This window comes from Pseudomonas sp. B28(2017) (genome assembly GCF_002113025.1).
Taxonomy (GTDB): domain Bacteria; phylum Pseudomonadota; class Gammaproteobacteria; order Pseudomonadales; family Pseudomonadaceae; genus Aquipseudomonas.
The window spans coordinates 879560-894711 of the sequence record NZ_NEJH01000002.1; the positions used below are offsets into that span (position 1 = coordinate 879560).

15 protein-coding genes, 1 pseudogene and 1 riboswitch are annotated in these 15152 nt (G+C 60.1%); of the genes and pseudogenes, 7 read left to right on the top strand and 9 right to left on the bottom strand.

The genetic code is table 11. From position 1 onward, the window contains the following. Positions 1-11: 11 nt before the first annotated feature. The 3 genes from CAF65_RS08810 to CAF65_RS08820 all read right to left on the bottom strand — a co-directional run bounded on the left by CAF65_RS08810 (position 12) and on the right by CAF65_RS08820 (position 4836). A complete protein-coding gene (locus CAF65_RS08810; RefSeq protein ID WP_085715936.1) occupies positions 12-1913 on the bottom strand; it encodes a DUF1302 domain-containing protein in 1902 nt (633 codons plus the stop codon). Positions 1914-2251: 338 nt separating this feature from the next. Continuing rightward, positions 2252-3934: a fatty acid--CoA ligase gene (locus CAF65_RS08815; RefSeq protein WP_085715937.1), complete on the bottom strand. Its 1683-nt coding sequence runs from the start codon at positions 3932-3934 to the stop codon at positions 2252-2254. A gap of 272 nt (positions 3935-4206) precedes the next feature. Next, complete coding sequence (locus CAF65_RS08820; RefSeq protein ID WP_085715938.1) at positions 4207-4836, bottom strand: LysE family translocator; 630 nt, start codon at positions 4834-4836, stop codon at positions 4207-4209. A gap of 91 nt (positions 4837-4927) precedes the next feature. Here CAF65_RS08820 and CAF65_RS08825 point away from each other — a divergent pair, with 91 nt between their 5' ends. From CAF65_RS08825 to CAF65_RS08835, 3 genes are all read left to right on the top strand, one after another. Continuing rightward, positions 4928-5893, top strand: a complete 966-nt coding sequence (locus tag CAF65_RS08825; RefSeq protein ID WP_085715939.1) for a 2-hydroxyacid dehydrogenase — start codon at positions 4928-4930, stop codon at positions 5891-5893. 33 nt (positions 5894-5926) lie between these two features. After that, positions 5927-6925: a class I SAM-dependent methyltransferase gene (locus CAF65_RS08830; protein WP_085715940.1), complete on the top strand. Its 999-nt coding sequence runs from the start codon at positions 5927-5929 to the stop codon at positions 6923-6925. Positions 6926-6976: 51 nt separating this feature from the next. Beyond that, positions 6977-7099: riboswitch (yybP-ykoY riboswitch) on the top strand. A gap of 90 nt (positions 7100-7189) precedes the next feature. After that, a complete protein-coding gene (locus CAF65_RS08835; RefSeq protein ID WP_007972537.1) occupies positions 7190-7774 on the top strand; it encodes a TMEM165/GDT1 family protein in 585 nt (194 codons plus the stop codon). Positions 7775-7906: 132 nt separating this feature from the next. Here the strand turns inward: CAF65_RS08835 and CAF65_RS08840 are convergent, their stop codons facing one another. Then, positions 7907-8725 (bottom strand): M48 family metallopeptidase, encoded by an 819-nt coding sequence (locus CAF65_RS08840; protein ID WP_085715941.1) that lies wholly within the window; start codon positions 8723-8725, stop codon positions 7907-7909. Positions 8726-10086: 1361 nt separating this feature from the next. Here CAF65_RS08840 and CAF65_RS29020 point away from each other — a divergent pair. Together CAF65_RS29020 and CAF65_RS29025 are read left to right on the top strand one after the other, a co-directional pair. Beyond that, positions 10087-10284: pseudogene (locus CAF65_RS29020) on the top strand (HAMP domain-containing protein); the annotation flags it as partial. Positions 10285-10395: 111 nt separating this feature from the next. After that, entirely contained in the window at positions 10396-11139 is a 744-nt protein-coding gene (locus CAF65_RS29025; RefSeq protein WP_371919003.1) for a methyl-accepting chemotaxis protein, read from the top strand. Positions 11140-11266: 127 nt separating this feature from the next. On the opposite strand, the gene CAF65_RS08850 is transcribed toward CAF65_RS29025, so the two are convergent. Genes CAF65_RS08850 through CAF65_RS08860 form a run of 3 tightly spaced genes read right to left on the bottom strand, consistent with a single transcriptional unit; the run spans position 11267 to position 12378 of the window. Next, positions 11267-11890: an SOS response-associated peptidase gene (locus CAF65_RS08850; protein ID WP_085715943.1), complete on the bottom strand. Its 624-nt coding sequence runs from the start codon at positions 11888-11890 to the stop codon at positions 11267-11269. A 35-nt stretch (positions 11891-11925) separates the two neighbouring features. After that, positions 11926-12186 carry a putative signal transducing protein gene (locus CAF65_RS08855; protein ID WP_085715944.1) on the bottom strand — a complete coding sequence of 87 codons (261 nt, stop codon included), beginning with the start codon at positions 12184-12186 and terminating at the stop codon, positions 11926-11928. A 9-nt stretch (positions 12187-12195) separates the two neighbouring features. Then, positions 12196-12378 carry a CPXCG motif-containing cysteine-rich protein gene (locus CAF65_RS08860; protein ID WP_085715945.1) on the bottom strand — a complete coding sequence of 61 codons (183 nt, stop codon included), beginning with the start codon at positions 12376-12378 and terminating at the stop codon, positions 12196-12198. 138 nt (positions 12379-12516) lie between these two features. Here CAF65_RS08860 and CAF65_RS08865 point away from each other — a divergent pair, with 138 nt between their 5' ends. Further along, positions 12517-13683 (top strand): 1-acyl-sn-glycerol-3-phosphate acyltransferase, encoded by a 1167-nt coding sequence (locus tag CAF65_RS08865; RefSeq protein WP_085715946.1) that lies wholly within the window; start codon positions 12517-12519, stop codon positions 13681-13683. Between the two features lie 76 nt (positions 13684-13759). Here the strand turns inward: CAF65_RS08865 and CAF65_RS08870 are convergent, their stop codons facing one another. After that, positions 13760-14038, bottom strand: coding sequence for a hypothetical protein (locus CAF65_RS08870; protein ID WP_085715947.1), 279 nt, complete (start codon positions 14036-14038; stop codon positions 13760-13762). Positions 14039-14228: 190 nt separating this feature from the next. Between CAF65_RS08870 and CAF65_RS08875 the strand changes: the two genes are divergently transcribed. Continuing rightward, complete coding sequence (locus CAF65_RS08875; protein ID WP_043302221.1) at positions 14229-14435, top strand: hypothetical protein; 207 nt, start codon at positions 14229-14231, stop codon at positions 14433-14435. 105 nt (positions 14436-14540) lie between these two features. Here the strand turns inward: CAF65_RS08875 and CAF65_RS08880 are convergent, their stop codons facing one another. After that, on the bottom strand, positions 14541-15125 hold the full coding sequence (locus tag CAF65_RS08880) for a YajG family lipoprotein (protein WP_008016656.1): 585 nt from the start codon (positions 15123-15125) through the stop codon (positions 14541-14543). Between the last annotated feature and the right edge of the window lie 27 nt (positions 15126-15152).

The window sequence follows — 15152 nt, forward strand, 5'->3', positions numbered from 1 at the left end:
GAATACAGTGCTTAGAAGTTCACGCCGAAGCTGAGCGCAACGAAGTCGCGGTCATCCACGGTGGTGTACTTGCCGTCGAAAAAGTTGGTGTACGCCAGGCTCGCGGTGTAGGTGTTCTGGTAATCGGCGTCGACACCCAGGCTCACCGCCTTGCGGCCTTCCTCGAAGTTGCCGCCAGGGCCAGGCGAGTAACCGCTCACGTCATGGGACCAGGCAACGTTCGGCTTGAGGTTCACACCGGCAAACACGTCGTTGTATTCCCAGATGGCGCGACCGCGGTAGCCCCACGAAGTCGGGGTGGTGAAGCCTTCATCGGTGCAGTTGCGGCTGCGGTTGTTGGTCGGCGTACCCGGGCCGGCACCGTTGATGGTGCTGGTATTGAGCGCCACGCAGGTATCGAGCGCGCCAGAGGCTGGCAACTCACCCGGGCCGTAGACCGGATCGCGGCCGTAACGAACGTCGGAAGTGCTTTCCAGGCCGCCAACGTGGGTCACGCCCACTTCACCCACCAGGGTCAGACGGCTGGCGCCCATGACTTGGTCGAAGAAGTGCGTCAGGGTGGTCTGGAACTGGGTGATTTCCTTGCGACGATACCCGTGCAGGTCTTGACCCGGCACGCCGTTAAGCAGCGATGCATTGGTCAACGGATTGTTCGGGTTGTTATTGCCCAATGGACGTACACCGGCGAACAGGATGTCGGTGGTGTTGAGCTGCACCGGAGCGTTCGGACGGTAGCTGATTTCACCACTCCACGCCGTGCCGGTAGGCAGAGTGGTGGAGAAGCTCAGACCGTAGAGGCGGATGTCTTCCGGGTATTCGATGAAGTACTTCGAATTACCCGCCACCAGCAATGGCGCCAGCGCGGCGAACGGCCCCGGGAGTCCCGCTGCGGTGTTGTAGACCGACTGCGGTGCACCGGTGGCACTGAAGATCGGCGCACGGCTGTGGTAGTTCATGAAGTAGGCACCGAACTCGGTGTCCAGCGGATCGAACATGTACTTGAAGGACGCGCCCCACTGGCCACTGTCACGGGCATCGCGATCGCCGCCACGGCGTACCAGAACACCCTCATTGTTGACGTCGACGCCGTTGGCGGCCAGAGGCCCCAGGGCAATGGCCGGAATCTGCGAGCGCTTGGCCAGCACACGCAGGTTGTTGTCGCAGCCATCGGCAACGATGTCTGGCTGGGAGAAGAACGTACCGCAGTTATCGACGACGGTCTGGTCCCATTCCAGTTGGTAGAAGGCTTCGGCCGAGAGGTTTTCGGTCAGGCTCTGGGAGATGTAGAACATGTTGACCGGGATCAGGCCTTCCTTGATCTCGGCACCCGGACGGCGGAACGCGGACACGTCGATCGGGTTGATCGAGTTGATGCCACCGCCAATGAAGGTGCTTTCACCCCAGCTCACGACCTGCTTGCCCAGACGCACGGAGCCTGGTTGATCGGCAATGGAGTAGTTGTGGTAAACAAAGGCATCAAGGAGCTCGGAACCAGCGGACTTGGCGCCTTCCTTGCGGCCGTCGTCACTGATGTCCTTGAACGGACGGCTTTCGTCCTTCAGTTCAAAGTCGTACCAATATTTGCCACGGACGAATACACCGGTATCGCCATATTTCAGTTCAAGGTCATGGATACCTTTGAAGATCTTCGAAAAGGTTTCCCCGCTCTTGAAGTTCAGGTGACCGTCATCAGAAGTCTGGGACAGACCCTTGCCGCCGTTATTGACACCGATGAGGTTCTTGTTTGGTTGCTGAGTAGACCAGCTGGCACCAATCGACAGGGATGAGTCGAACTGACCTTCGATTTCACCTACGTTGAAACTGACGCCGAATGCTGGCCCGGCGAGCGTAGAGGCAAGACTGACGGCCAGGGGCAGTTTCGCCCGGCGCCAGAACTGGTTAGCTGATGTCATCGACGCTACTCCATGTGCATTTTATTGTTATGGCAGTGAGCACTTCTAAAAACGCTGTGGATAACCGGGAGCCATGGCATCCCAAAGTCATTCCAAAGTTGCATCGCCCCCGTTTTGCGGTTGCTCCGTTCTTAAAAATCCTTGAGCGGACTATAGCCAGCGGGTAGTAGTGCTTGATCCCTCTAAAGTGTGATTTGCAGCTGCCAGCCACTCTGGAACAGTCCTTTCGCCAGTCCGACGCCCGTCGGCCCGGCAAGGATGGCTGAAAATTTCGATTTGACAAGCCAAGCGCTTGCTTGGTGGGGCTGGCGCGCCCTTTCGGGCACGCCGAGAGGTGCTTAAAGCGTCGAGAGGAAGGTGCTGTTGGTGGCCTGCCATTCGGTGATGTCGACACGAATGCGCTTCTTGTCGAGTTTGCCGACACTGGTCTTGGGAATTTCAGTAACAAGAGCGATCTGGTTCGGAATCGCCCACTTGCTCAGGTGCCCCAACTCCACAAACGGCTTGAGGTGCTCCTTGAGTTCCCGTGCCCCGATTTCGTGACCCTCGCGGACCACCAGCAGGGCAAACGGCCGCTCGCCCCATTGCGGATCAGGGATCCCCACCACTGCTACTTCGCGTACCGCCGCATGGCGGCTGATCAGGTCTTCGAGATCCAGGGAGGAAATCCACTCGCCACCGGTCTTGATCACGTCCTTGATGCGGTCACGAATATCGATCACGCCCATACTGTCCAGCGTCGCCACGTCGCCGGTGTGCAGCCAGCCGCCGGCCCAGAGTTCGGCACCCTTCTGCGGCTCATTGAAATACCCCTCGGTCAGCCACGGTGCGCGTAACACCAGCTCGCCCTGCGTCTCGCCGTCAGCGGGCAGGAAGTTGCCCTCGGTGTCGACGATCGCCGCCTCCACCAGTGGCCCGGGTACGCCGGCCTTGATTCGGTAGGTGGTGCGCTCGTCTTCGGTGCCGGCCATCAACTCGTCGTTGAGGTGCGCGCACGACACCAGCGGCCCGGTTTCCGACATGCCGTACGCAGCGGTCAACTGAATCCCCTTGGCCTTGGCCGCCTCGTACAGCGTGCGGTTCAGGGCGCTGCCGCCGATGACGATTTTCCAGCCGCCGAAGTCGACGTTCTGCGCGGCCTTGGCATTGAGGACCATCTGCAAAATGGTCGGTACGCAATGGGAGAACGTGACCTTCTCCTTGCGCCACAACTCCACCAGATACTCCGGGTCATAGCGACCCGGGTACACCTGCTTGAGTCCGAGCATGGTCGCCACATACGGCAAGCCCCAGGCGTGCACGTGGAACATGGGGGTGATCGGCATGTACACGTCGTTGGTGCCCAGCAGGCGCACGCTATCGATCGCGCCCATGATGGTCGACACGCCCATGGTGTGCAGCACCAGTTGCCGATGAGTGAAGTACACGCCCTTGGGATTGCCGGTCGTGCCGGTGGTATAGAACGTGGTGGCGACCGAGTTTTCGTCGAAATCCTCGAAGTCGTACTGCGGGCTCGCCGCGGCCAACAGTTGCTCGTATTCGCCGACGAGGTTTGGCAGGTCAGCGGTTTTTTCCGGCAGGTCAGTCAGCAGCAGGGTTTTGTCGACTGTGGTCAGATGCCCTTCGATGGCCTTGTAGAGGCCGACGAACTCGCTGTTGACCAGCACAAAGCGGTCTTCGGCGTGGTTCATGGTGTAGAGGATCTGTTCCGGCGACAGGCGCACGTTGATGGTGTGGATCACCGCACCGATCATCGGGATGGCGAACATGCATTCCAGGTAACGATGGCTGTCCCAGTCCATCACACCCACGGCATCCCCGGGCTTGACCCCGGCCGCTGTCAGCACGTTGGCCAGACGGGCCACCCGCTCGATCAGGGTCGGGTAGCTGTAGCGCAACTTGTCGCGGTAGATGATCTCGCGGGTTTTCTCATAACGGGCACCGGACATCAGTAGCCGCTTGATCAGCAGCGGATACTGGTAAGCACCTTCGGCCGGGGGGATAACGCGAGTCTGCAACATAAGAATCCCTTTTTCTGACTGCACGGACGTGACTGAAAGTACGCACTGTAGTGCCCTTGATCGTCAGCCAAATCAGCCAAAGGAATGATTTGCAGGGCCCCACAAATGCTAGCATTAAGCCATCACTCATAGTACTTGATCACCTGCTGGAGCAAGCCTGCTCGCGATGAACCCGGGATCACCGCGGGGCACCAGATAGGGAGTGTTATCGTTGACGAGCATCGCGAGCAATCGAGCGTCGACCGGCTGCTCCTACAGGGATAGATATCTGATCAGTGCATCTCGGTAAAAGCGAGCTTTACGCCAATCGCAATCAGCACCGCGCCCATGGTCCGGTCGAACCAGTGACCCATGCGAGCGAAACCGGCGCGTACGCGCTGCTGGCTGAACAACATTGCCACCAGACAGAACCAGGTCGCTGTCGCCGCCGCCAGGTAAACCCCGTAACCGGCCTGCACGGCCAGTGGTGTGTGCGGATTGATTACCACGGTGAACAGCGAGAGGAAGAACAGCGTGGCTTTCGGGTTGAGACCATTGGTGACGAAACCTGAGGTGAAGGCACCACGGGCCGTGCGTTCCCCGGCTTCCTTGTGCAGATCGTCCGCCACCGGCTTGGCCGGTTGCGCGCGCAGTGCCTTGTAACCTATGTACAGCAGGTAAGCGGCGGCGGCCCATTTCAAGGCATTGAACAGCATGATCGACTGGGACACGATCAGGCCGATCCCCAACAGGGAATAACCCACGTGCAGGAAAATCGCAGTACCCACGCCCAGCGCGGTCCAGGTGCCCGCGCGGCGACCGTGGGTAACACTCTCACGCACCACCACGGCAAAGTCCGGGCCAGGGCTGGCCACGGCCAGCAGGTGAATCAGGGCAACGGTCAAGAACTCTGTCCAGTACATGGGGGCTCCTTCAGGCCAAGCGTAACTATTTTTTTCATCTGGTAGGCTCGGCAGGTTACGCCTTCAGTTCATTGCACAAAAGGTACAGTTGATGACGAACACTCGCCGCGCCGTTTTCCTCGACCATCCGTCCCTGGACCTCGGCGACCTTGACCTCAACCCGCTGCGCAGTTGTTTCAGCGAACTGCAGCTGTTCGCCCAGACCTTGCCCGATCAAGTCATCGAGCACCTCAAGGGCGCCAGCGTCGCCATCAGTAACAAGATCCTGATCGATGCCGCCGCCATGGCCGCCAGCCCTGATCTCAAGCTGATCCTGATCACCGCCACCGGCACCAACAACGTCGACCTCGCCGCCGCCCGCGCCCACGGGATTACCGTGTGCAACTGCCAGGGCTACGGTACGCCATCGGTGGCGCAGCACACGATCATGCTGCTGCTCAACCTGGCCACGCGCCTGGCCGATTATCAAAAAGCCGTCGGCGAAGGCCGCTGGCAGCAAGCCAGACAATTCTGTTTACTGGATTACCCGATTGTCGAACTCGAAGGCAAAACCCTTGGCCTACTGGGCCACGGCGAATTGGGCAGCGCAGTCGCACGGCTGGCTGAAGCCTTCGGCATGCGTGTTCTGCTGGGGCAAGTTCCCGGCCGCCCTGCCCGGCCGGACCGCCTGCCACTGGATGAACTGTTACCGCAAGTCGATGCCCTGACCCTGCACTGCCCGCTCAACGAACACACCCGGCATTTCATCGGCGCCCGTGAACTGGCCTCAATGAAGCCCGGCGCGTTCGTGGTCAACACCGCCCGCGGTGGCCTGATCGACGAACAGGCGCTGGCCGACGCCTTGCGCAACGGGCATCTTGGCGGCGCCGCCACTGACGTTCTGAGCGTCGAGCCCCCCATTAATGGCAATCCGTTGCTGACCAACGACATCCCGCGCCTGATCGTCACCCCGCACAATGCCTGGGGCAGTCGCGAAGCGCGTCAGCGAATCGTTGGCCAAGTGACCGAAAACGCACTGGGATACTTCAGCGGTAAGGCGCTGCGGGTCGTCAGTTGATAAACTGCGGCACTTTTTTTCACGGGAGCAGTTATGGATCCGCGCAGTGAAGTACTGCTTCGTCAGGCCGAGTTATTCCAGGGATCGGTGCTGTTGGCCGGTTTGCCAGCCGACGACTTGCTGGGCCGTCTGCCCGAGGCTCACGGCTGGTGCTGGCACGCCGGCGATCAGGCCGCGCTTGAAGCCCGCTTTGCCGGGCGCAGCCATTTTGGCGTGAACGCGCCTGAGCGCAGGTTCGATAGCGCCGTGGTGTTTTTGCCCAAGGCCAGGGACCTGACCGACTACATCCTCAATGCTGTGGCCTCGCGGCTGGGAGGTCGCGAGGTGTATCTGGTGGGCGAGAAAAAAAGCGGCATCGAAGGTGCCGCCAAACAACTCAACCCGTTCGGCAAGCCACGCAAGCTCGACAGTGCACGGCATTGCCAGCTCTGGCTGGTCACCGTGGCCAATGCGCCACAAACCAAACCGCTGGAAAGCCTGGCGCAGACCTACGAACTGCCGCTGGCCGAAGGCCCGTTGAAGGTCATCAGCCTGCCGGGGGTGTTCAGCCACGGTCGTCTCGATCGCGGCAGCGCGCTGCTGCTGGAGCATCTGGATAAACTGCCCGGCGGTCACTTGCTCGATTTCGGTTGCGGCGCAGGGGTCTTGGGCGCGGCGGTGAAACGTCGCTACCCGCACAATCAGGTGACGATGCTGGATGTGGACGCCTTTGCCGCCGCCAGCAGTCGCCTGACGCTGGCGGCCAATGGTCTGGAAGCCGAAGTGATTACCGGTGACGGAATCGATGCGGCACCGATGGGCTTGAGTGCGATTTTGAGCAATCCGCCATTCCATGTCGGCGTGCACACCGACTATTTCGCAACGGAGAACTTGCTGCGAAAATCGGCCAAACATCTGAAAAACGGTGGCGAACTTCGCTTGGTGGCAAACAGCTTCCTGAAGTACCAGCCACTGATCGAAGAGCATCTGGGCCCATGCACGATCAAGGCCGAAGGCCAGGGTTTTCGCATCTACCGGGCCAAGCGCGGCTAAGGCTTTTTTGAAAAAGAAGGCTTGCCGAATGGATTTTGCCTAGGCAGAATCCGCTCCGTCCTAGGGGAGTAGTCTCCCACGAGCGCCATGCTCGTCCGGCATGCGTCAACATACTTGGTCCTCAGACCATGGCGTATGCGACCCAAGCATCCACATCAGATGGATCGCAGGGTTTGACAAGACCTATGACACGAACACCTTACCCGGGGCGGGAAGGCTGTACGTGTCATAGCCGTGTCGACCCGCCCCTTAGGAAAACCCCTGATGCTGGATTCACTACTCGTACCTACCGCAATCGTTGCCTTGGCCGAAATCGGCGACAAGACGCAACTGCTCGCGCTCATTCTCGCTGCCCGCTTCCGCAAGCCCTGGCCGATCATCGCCGGTATCGTCGCCGCGACCCTGGCCAACCACGCGGCCGCCGGTGCAGTCGGTGCCTGGGTCGGCAGTTTCTTCTCGGATACGATGCTGCACTGGATCCTCGCCGCGAGTTTTGCCGCGACCGCACTGTGGACTCTGGTGCCGGACAAGATGGATGACGACGAGGCCAGCACCGCCCGCAAGTTCGGACCGTTCCTGACCACGCTGATCGCGTTTTTCCTCGCGGAAATCGGCGACAAGACGCAGATCGCAACCGTGATGCTGGCTGCGCAATATCCGGAGTTGTGGCTGGTGATCATCGGCACCACCGCCGGCATGCTGATTGCCAACGTACCGGTGGTTCTGGCGGGTAACTTTGCCGCAGACAAGCTGCCATTGACCCTGATCCGTCGACTGGCGGCGTCGGCGTTCTTCATTCTGGCGATTGTCGCGGTGTACAAGGCGATGCAGAGCAGTGGGTGGGTTTGACTGTTTAGGTTGATAGACCGCGTTATCGTTCATCGCGAGCAAGCTCGCTCCCACAGGGTTCGGCGCCGAGCACAAAACCAATGTGGGAGCGAACTTGCTCGCGATGGCGATAGCGGCCTCACCGCATAGACATCAGTACTTCCTGGCCTGCTCGTACAGCGGCATAACCTTCGGAATCGCCGCCTGCAACGCAGCGGTCCGGCTGCTGGAAGACGGGTGAGTGCTCATGAATTCCGGCGGCGCGCCTTCGCTGGCCTTGCTCATCTTGCCCCACAGGCTGATCGCGGCGTTCGGGTTGTAGCCGGCGCGTGCAGCCAGCTCAAGGCCAATCAAATCTGCTTCGTTTTCGTTTTCACGACTATTGGGCAACGTCATACCATAGTTGGCTACCGTGTCCGCCAGTGCCAGACTGTCCTGGCTCAGCCCCAACAAAGCGCCGGCGCCCTGCTTGGCCATTTCGATGCCGTAAGCCTTGGACATCGCTTCTCGACCGTGCTCGCGCAGGGCGTGGGCGATTTCATGGCCCATGACCGCGGCAATTTCATCATCGGTCAGTTGCAGTTTGTCGATCAACCCGGTGTAGAAAATGATCTTGCCGCCAGGGCCGCAGTTGGCATTGAGTTCATCGCTCTTGATCAGGTTGACTTCCCACTTCCACTGGGCCGCGTCCGGACGGAAGTTCGGCGTCTGGGCAATCAGCCGGTCGGCAATCGCCTGAACCCGCCTGGCTTCATTGCTGGACTTGTCCAGCACACCTTTGCTGGACGCTTCGCCCACTGTCTTCTGATAGGACTGGGCGTACATCTGGTCGACCTCTTGCGAGGACAACATGCTGAACATGTACTGTTTGCGCTCAACGCCGACAGCGCCGCCGCTGGTGGTATTGATCGACTGGCAACCGGCGAGCAGCAGGCTTGCGCTCAGAGCACACAAAGCCAATGTCTTGTTCATCTAAAAACTCCCTGAAAACATGCCGCGTATCCTAGGCGTGGAATTGTATCGACGCCAGATACAACGGACATAAGACGCACAATTCGGACAAAGCTCTCATCGGCGCAGGAAAAAATTCATATTCTGCGGCGAGCCGTAGCCCATCACGCCGCGTATAGATTCATTTGCGACATCCGGCACACAAAATCAGCTATTTCAACGGCCCGCGCTCATGCTCGCCCGACACCCTGCCGATACACCTCCGCAGATGTCCTTTCGCGTGCGGAGCCCCCATGAAATTCAAGTCGATCCAGTTTTCCGTGGCGGCCCTTGCCGGCGCCATTGTCCTTAGTGTCGTGGCAGCGTTGGTGGTGTACGCGCTGTTTTCCGGCGCCCGCACGCAAGACATGGTCCAGGAGCGGACCCAGGCCCAATTCGAGCAAGTCATCGAACAACGCCTGACGTCACTGGCGCAAACCCAGGTCAGTCAGATCCAGCGTGAACTCGAAGCACCGCTGCTGATTGCCGGCGGACTGGTGCGGGTCAATGCCCTGATCGGCACACCGGGTGCCGATGGCAAGCCCGCCCTGAGCCTCAGCCGCGAGCAACTGATCGGCCTGATCAAGGAAAACGTGGTCAAGAACCCGAAAATCCTCGGCACCTACATCGGTTGGGAAAAAGACGCACTGGATCATGACGATACGGCCTACGTCGGCACCCAGGTGGTCGGCATCGACGCCAGCAACGGGCGCTTCCTGCCCTGGTGGTTTCGCAATGACGACGGCACCCTGGGCCTGGACAAGCTGGTGGACGTCGACGATCAGAAGACCTTGTCCACCGGCGTGCGCGCCAGCGAGTACTACCTGTGCTCGAAAGAAACCAAAAAATCCTGCGTGATCGATCCGGCGCCTTACAAGGTGGGCGACAAAATCGTGATGCTCGCCTCCTTTATTGAACCGATCATGCTCAACGGTGCCTTCCAGGGCATCGTCGGTGCCGACCTGTCGGTGAACTTCATTCAGGAAATGCTCCTGGGCGCCAACCAGAAACTCTACAGCGGCGCAGGTGAAATGGCCCTGGTTGGCGGCAATGGCCGGATCGTTGCGTACACCAAGGATCCGAGCAAATTCGGTGAAAAAGTCAGTGACATCCTCGACAGCAAGCAGATTGCCAACATGGCCAATCTCAAGCGCGGCGAAGTGACCTACACCGTCGACAAGGCCCAGGGCCGGATCGAGCTGTACCTGCCTTTCGGCATCGGCCAAACCGACGCCCGCTGGACCTTGATGCTGCAACTGCCGCTGAACGCGGTGATGGCCGACCTGCAAAAACTCCAGGCCGACCTGAACGCACAGCGCAAATCCGACACCTTCGGCATGGCGATGGTCGGTCTGGTGATCGCCGGTATCGGCTTGCTGGTGATCTGGCTGGTAGGCCACGGCATCGCCCGCCCACTCAAGCAGATGGTGGCCATGCTCGACGACATCGCCCAGGGCGAAGGTGACCTGACCCGACGCCTGACCAGCGACCGCGCCGATGAACTGGGTTCGATTGCCAAGGGGTTCAACACTTTCCTGGCCAAGTTGCAGGCGATGATCACCCAAGTGGTGACTTCGGTGCAGAGCGTCAGCGATTCCTCGGAACACACCGCCGACATCGCCATCCGCACCAACACAGGTGTACACAAACAAATGGCCGAGATCGATCAGGTGGCCACCGCCGTGCAGGAAATGACCGCCACCGCCCAGGACGTGGCGCGCAATGCGACCCAGGCCGCACAGGCCGCCAGCCATGCCGATCAGGCCGCCAGCCAGGGCATGCAGATCGTGCGTGACACGTCGGACTCGATTGGCGCCCTCGCCGTGGAGATCGGCCGGGCTGTCGGCGTGGTGCAAACCCTGGCCAGGGACAGCGAAAACATCAATGCCATCCTCACCGCCATTCGCGGGATCGCCGAGCAGACCAACCTGCTGGCTCTGAACGCAGCCATCGAAGCCGCCCGTGCCGGTGAACAGGGCCGAGGGTTTGCCGTGGTGGCCGACGAGGTGCGTAACCTGGCGCAGAAGACACAAAAGGCCACCGAAGAAATCCAGACCATGATCCAGCAACTCCAGCAAGGCACGCGGGATGTGGTGCGAGTCATGGAAGACAGCCAGAACCGCACGGACGAAAGCGTACTGCACGCCTCCAAGGCCGCCGAAGCACTGGAAACCATTACCCAGGCGGTGTCGGTGATCAACGACATGAACACCCAGATTGCCAGCGCGGCCGAAGAGCAAAGCGCGGTAGCGGACGACATCAACCGCAACGTGATCAACATCGGGCAAGTGGCCAATGAAGTGGCCGGTGGCGCGGATGAATCGAGTGCAGCCAGTGCGGACTTGACCAAACTGGCCGAGCAGCAGCGGCGGTTGATCAATCAGTTCAGGGTCTAAATGTTGCCGGAAGGTCCTGCGGACCTTATCGCGAGCAGGCTCGCTTCCACACTGGATCTGCGGCGCAAGCCAATCCTTTGTGGGAGCGAGCCTGCTCGCGAAGAGGCCGACACTGACAACACACCACTCAACCCGGTGTAAGGCACTCCGGCCCATTGAGCTTCGGATCATTGACCATGTTCGCCAGCACCCGCTCGCGCAACGCGGCGGGCTCACTGGCCAGCAAGGCTTGCAAGGCATGCAGCGGCGTATCCGGATCCAGCCATGCCGCCTGCCCCGCCTCATCGAGAATCAACGGTCGACGCTGACTGGCGGCTGGCTGGGTAATGACCGCCGTACTCAGCCACATCTGCTCCTGAACCGGATACGCCTCCCAGATCGCCGCAAAGAACAATGACGAGCCCTCCCCCGGCGTCAGCCAGTACGGCCGCTTGCGGGTGGTGCCGCGCCATTCGTAAAAACCATTGGCCGGCAACAGGCAGCGGCGCAAGCGCAGGGCTTCGCGGAACATCGGTTGTTCGGCAACGGTTTCGGCACGGGCGTGGGCCGGAGTGCGCGACAGATCGGTCAGCCAAGGCGGCGTCAGGCCCCAACGGGCGCGGGCCAGCGTGCGCTGGCCGTCAGGCTCGGCCCGCAGCATCAACACCGAATCATTGGGGGAAATGTTCCACTGCGCCTGCTGGTCGGCGGGAAAACCGGGCAGTGCCGCGAAGGCGGGATTCCAGCGAAACAGGGCATAACGTCCACACATGGGGCAACACGGCTCTTGATCAAACGAACGCCAGCCTAACAGACCAGCGTGCCGGGAAAGCTCTCCGGGTCATCGCCGGACAGCGGCAGCGCGGCATTGTACGCGGTGATCAGCTCGCGGGCGTATTCGGCCTGGTCGTTCTCGACCGACAGCCCGAGCAGGCCATAGATCGGCAACTCGCCGCTGCCCCCGAGCAAATCACGGCCCACCAGATGCGCCTCGATACCTTCGCTGGCGAGCATGCCTTGCAGCAACTCGCCTTCCATCAGGTTTTCCGGATCGTAGATGCGCTGCATACACGCCCCTCACTCGTTTTCACTGAACACTTCGAGATGCCATTCCTCTCCATGAACCTGCAACACGAACGTTATCGGCCGGCAGCACACCTGGCAGTCCTCGATGTAGGTCTGATCGCCACCGGACAAATCCAGAGTAGTCTCTACCTCCTCACCACAATACGGACATTCATACAGCGCGTTTTCCAGCATCGCAGTCTCCCAGGTGACTTGTGCGTATAATCGCCGGTCTATTTGCAGGGCTATTTTTGTCTGGCTACTTTTCAGACCGTGCCCCGCCGGTTTTCGATCAAAACCTTTACTTACCCTAGCCGTTTCTAACAAGAGAGCATGATGGGCGAATTCGATGCCATCCGACCTTACGACGACAGTGAAGTCCCGGCAGTGCTGGCACGGCTGCTCGGCGACAAGGCGTTTCTAGATATCCTCACCCACTTCCGCTTCCCGCGTTTCGCCGGCGCTTTAGGCTGGGCGCTCAAACCTCTTATAGCCCATCGGCTGCGCCGTGAGTTTGCCGGCGTGACCTCCGTGGCCACGTTACAGGACAAAGTCGAGCATTACGTCGACCATACCATCGAGCGTGCCACCGACGGTGTCACCTATACCGGGGTGGAGCAATTCAAGTCCGGCAGCGCCTACCTGTTTATCGCCAACCACCGCGATATCGTGATGGACCCGGCCTTCGTCAACTATGCCGTGTATCACGCCGGTCTGCCGACCCCGCGCATTGCCATTGGCGACAACCTGCTGCAAAAGCCTTTCGTCAGCGACCTGATGCGCCTGAACAAGAGCTTCATCGTGCACCGCTCGATCAGCGGGCGTCGGGAGAAAATGGCGGCCTATCAATTGCTGTCGGCGTACATCAACCATTCGATCCGCAACGATTGCGCCTCGATCTGGATTGCCCAGGCCGAGGGGCGTGCCAAGGACGGTGACGACCGCACCGAATCGGCGATCCTCAAGATGTTCCACATGAGCCGCAAGGACGAGCCGTTCGGTGAAGTCATTCAGTCGCTGAATCTGACCCCTGTGTCGATCAGCTACGAATACGACCCGTGCGATCAGGCCAAGGCCCGCGAGCTTTACATCCGCGCCACCACCGGCAGCTACACCAAGGTGCCGGGCGAGGATGACGTGAGCATCGCCAAGGGCATCACCGGCTACAAGGGCCGGGTGCATGTGAACTTTGCCGCGCCCATCACCGACCTGTTCGAAGACACCAAGCAATTGGCGGTCGAGATGGACAAGCAAATCCTCAGTGGCTATCGCTTGTTCCCGGTGCATTACCTGGCTTATGCGCAGTGGAAGGACGCTGACCCGCAACTGCAGGTACCAAAAGCTGCGCAAGTGTTCCCGGCCGAAGAACTGACCAAGGCCCAGGAAGAATGGCAACGCCGCCTGGACGCCTGCCCCGAAGAGCATCGTCCATTCCTGGTGCTGCAATATGCGACGCCGGTACGCAACCAGTACCGGGTGAAGGCAGGGTTACCGCTGTAAGCGGTTTCGGCCAGACGCAAAAACGGCGCCCTTGAGGCGCCGTTTTTTGTATCTGCGAGGGTGCTGCATCAAGACTTCAGACCTGCGTACTGATCCAAGACACCAGCAACGCCATCCCCATGCAGGCAAAACCGAAAATGTAGAAAAACCGGTTCCTGCGCAAGGTCGCCCAGTCCAGCGTAGGCTCTACGTTGGGACTGCTCTGGCGCTGCATCTGCAAACTGGCCATCGCGCGCAGTTCGCGACGACGGGTGGCGTGCAGCAACCAGCCGCCCGGGAAGGCAAAGAGCAAGGCCAGCAGATTGATCAATTTGGCGGGATGGGCGGTAAACAGCGTCATCAAGTGCAGCGACATCACAAACCTCAAGTAAAACAGGTGGCAGGTGCCGGACCGGCGACCGCGGCGCGAATTCTACCGAAAGCCCGCGCCCCTGCCCTCTGTTTCCGACAAATAACGAAGCAATCGATCAAAGGCTGTCCTGAGTCACGGCATCGTCATCTGTATCGGCGACCATGCGCGCCTCGAAACCGACAGGGACCACGTCATGCTCCACGCCGAAAACCAGGATCGTCTTTACCTAATCACCCCCAGCGAAGAACAGCAAGCCCTCGTCGGCAGCCTCGCTTTCAACGTTCAAGACCGCCATTGGCTGGTGTATTGCGCCTTGGGTGGACATCAACATGCGGACTTGCCGGAAACGGATTTGCTGACGGGTGTGAGTGTGCTGGACTTCTACTCCGAGGCAGCCTGACACAACCATTCCCACATTTGCTCAGTGTGAATCCGACTCAACCCAACAGACATGAAAAAGCCCGGAACCATCGCTGGCACCGGGCTTTTTCACATCCCGCGAAGATTACTCGCCGAGAATCTGGCCCACGGTCGGGTCCTTGAACAGGCGGGTCAACGCATCGCTCAACACATCGCTGACCAGCTTGGTGTTGGTTTCCTGATTCGGCGCCATACCGAAGCGCTGATCCAGGGATGAGCCATAACGGCCGCTGTAGCGACGGTTGGCGTTCTGCACATCGGAGCGGAACGTCGCGCCGATGGTGGCCTCGGTCACGTACAGACCTTCCTTGGGCGACTGGTACTTCAACTCTGCCAGGGTCACGGTCAGTTGCGGTGCATTCATGGCGTTGTTCGTCGGGGTAAAGCCCAACAGACGCACGGCGGCTTCAGCCTGGGCCTGCAGCTTAGGCAGGATCTGCGCGCCCTGCACGGTGATCGCGCTGGTCTCCGGATACAGGCCGCCACGGGTACCCAGTGTCGGCGACGGACGACCGTCCACTACACGTACCACAACGGGCTGGCCATGGCCGACCGGGGCCAACTGGGCGGTCAACTTGGGTTCCGGGCTCAGTTGTTGCGGGCTGTGGGCGCAGCCAACCAGGGTCAAACTGGTCACAGTGATCAAACCGAACAACAGGCGTTGCAACATGCTCTTCTCTCCAGAATCAGGCACAAA